2 protein-coding genes are annotated in these 2,648 nt (G+C 34.4%); both read left to right on the forward strand.

Features of this window, described 5'->3' with window-relative positions; genetic code table 11:
* Positions 1-831: 831 nt before the first annotated feature.
* A complete protein-coding gene (locus tag H5187_RS23050) occupies positions 832-1,647 on the forward strand; it encodes a TnsA endonuclease N-terminal domain-containing protein (protein ID WP_182798425.1) in 816 nt (271 codons plus the stop codon).
* Between the two features lies 1 nt (position 1,648).
* On the forward strand, positions 1,649-2,563 hold the full coding sequence (locus H5187_RS23055; RefSeq protein ID WP_182795016.1) for a hypothetical protein: 915 nt from the start codon (positions 1,649-1,651) through the stop codon (positions 2,561-2,563).
* Positions 2,564-2,648 lie beyond the last annotated feature (85 nt).

Below are 2,648 nucleotides of genomic sequence, written 5' to 3' on the forward strand. Positions count from 1 at the left end.
GTTGGTCAGGAAAATCACGCGATTGGTCAATAATTAAGGAAGTAAATTTAAATCCTGAGAAAAAAGAAGAAATGCGGGTGGCATAAAATTTAACTTGAGGCGACAACTAACTTGAAAAACTCCGATGTCGAAATACCCTTTTACGATGATTTCTACTGTAAATTTTTGAAAACAAGTGCTCCTTATATAATTGAGGACAATAAAAATAAATATTACCGAGATTATTTCTTCTCACAGATCGCTTTAATCTACATGGTTATCTTCTCATTTCAGAGAAATGAGGTATACCGACGCTAAAGCGTCGAAGGTATCCAGTAGCCACTTTTACCTCCTAATAAATCAGTCAAAGTGATAGATCTACACATTGCCAATCACCCCTTAAAAAATTCATTTGCTCAAATGTTAGTGCGTTGCAAAAACGATGAGATCTAAACATTTTTGAAAATATAATCACTTTTTTAAAATTATTTTCATTCTATTTTTATAAAAATAATTACTACTTACCTCTAATTTAATAATGACATTGCAGATCGTTAATTAAATAGTAATTACCTACCCAAACATTCTTTCTAAACCCTATCAATTAGTTAACAGTTTTTTGTGAAAACTTCTGTTTTTTAGGAAAAATTCATTGTTGATTTACTATTTAAATAAATAAGCGAAATGTCAAAATACTTAATAAAATCAATGGCTTGATCTTGTTTTTATTTGGTGCTATAAGTCTTTTGAAATTTACATTATGAGATTTTAAAAATGACAAATTCGATTAAATCATCAGCTTTTTATCACCCTGTATCTGAACTTTTAGTTAACGATTAAGAGGTGGGATAAATGAGAGTAAAAATAAATAAAGCTACAGGGAGTATAAGAAAATGGATTGATAGCATGGCTAAAGGAGAGTTTCAGCCGATCATAAAAGTTTGGAGTGGTCCCAAAGGAACTCGAAGACACTTCTTTAGAGGCGTTAAAGCAGGCCGTAATCATCACTTTTTATCTGATGGTGAGTATCGTGCAGGCATCTATTACGAATCCCTTCCGCATATCATCGATTATTTTGAACAGTTCCCACTATGGGACATTGAGCGAGCAATTAAAATCGCGAATGAAATGGGCGGTAAATACCCTCAAGATAGTGATGGTGAGGCTTACATCATGTCTACAGATTTATTATGCCGAGAATACGATCCAATCCAAAGGAAAGTGACTCAAATAGCTCGTTCATATAAACCAATGGACTCACTTGATTTTAAATCAAAACATCCGATTTCCGTACATCGTACTTTGTTCAAGCTTGAATTGGAGCGCAGGTACTACGAGGAACTAGGGATTTTATATCGGCTCATAACTGATGCTCATATCTCTAAAATTTGCGCCCATAACCTAAAAGCACATCGAGAGTCTGCAAAATACAAAAATCAATTCATTGAGCATGAAGAACGGTTTTTATATGAATTCGTAAGTTTATGTTTAGCGAATGAAAGTGATGAAGTAAAAGTTAACCTGGAAAAGCTAACATCAAAATTAATGCTGTCTTACTCTGATTTATATGCTTTGTTCCAATGGGGAATTTGGACTCATCAAATACCAGCAAATCTTGAAGTTAAAATAAATCCATATAGACCTCTTATCCTCAAACAGGTCGCATAGTATGTTTCATAAACACACCATTATTCATACAGAAAAAAACTCAATAAATTTATTGGTTGTTGATGTTAACTATCAACATGGAAAAATTGCTTATTTTGATCTGAATCAGCAACCTAAAGCCCGTAAATCATTGTCTAAAGATCCAAAGCGTTCACCGATAAGACCTAGCCGGGTACAAAGTAAGCCATTGTGTGCAAGCATAGACGAGTTCAATCGCCATATTTCTAAATATGATTATTTAGTAGAAAAAACTGAGTACCAAAATGGTCTTTATATTCCTAAGCAATTGCCTAAATTAAAGCGGGATAAAATAGTCTCGGAAAGGATACAAGATGCGAAAGATCGTTATGAACTTATCGCTCCTATTGTTGAAGATGATGAAAAACGTTACGAGTACCTGTATACCAATTTAGCATCGCATCATATCAAAACATTAAGCATAGCAACTGGTGTCAATGCGGTTCATATTGCACGTTTATTGTCTCAGTACTTTTATAGAGGTGCATGTCTAGAGGCGATGTACCCGAACTATCGATATTGTGGCTGTAATTATCAGCCTATTTCTGATTTTTCGGAAAACTCACCGAAGCGAGGAAGGCATACAACATCTACAGAATACCGTAATAGATTGCCCGAAGATGAAAAGAATATTGAAGAGTTCCTTAGGCGGCTGGGTAAGAAAATGTTTAATCGGATTAGCTATACCCAAATGTACCGACTTTATGATTTTTACTATCAAAGTGTAGAAGTCAGCATTAAGGGAGATGATGGCGTAAAAACATCAAGGAAAGTACCTAAAGCCCAGTCTGACTCGATTTCTTATCAAACGTTTTATTACTGCATTAAATTGCTAGAGAAAAATCGATTGTTTTCATGGTGCATATTCTCACCAGCTTTGATCACCCAATGGCATTAACTTTGATCGCTTATTCTCATTAAGCTTTGATCACGAAAATCACGCGATAATGATCACTTTTGTGTTCTTAATGATTTTGCCGATC

The sequence above is a fragment of the Pseudoalteromonas sp. SG44-1 genome (genome assembly GCF_014164315.1).
Taxonomy (GTDB): Bacteria; Pseudomonadota; Gammaproteobacteria; order Enterobacterales; family Alteromonadaceae; genus Pseudoalteromonas; species Pseudoalteromonas rhizosphaerae.

Excerpts from the sequence above, each read along its gene's own strand:
- H5187_RS23050 (WP_182798425.1), top strand. The coding sequence starts at position 832 with ATGAGAGTAAAAATAAATAAAGCTACAGGGAGTATAAGAAAATGGATT.
- H5187_RS23055 (WP_182795016.1), top strand. The coding sequence starts at position 1,649 with ATGTTTCATAAACACACCATTATTCATACAGAAAAAAACTCAATAAAT.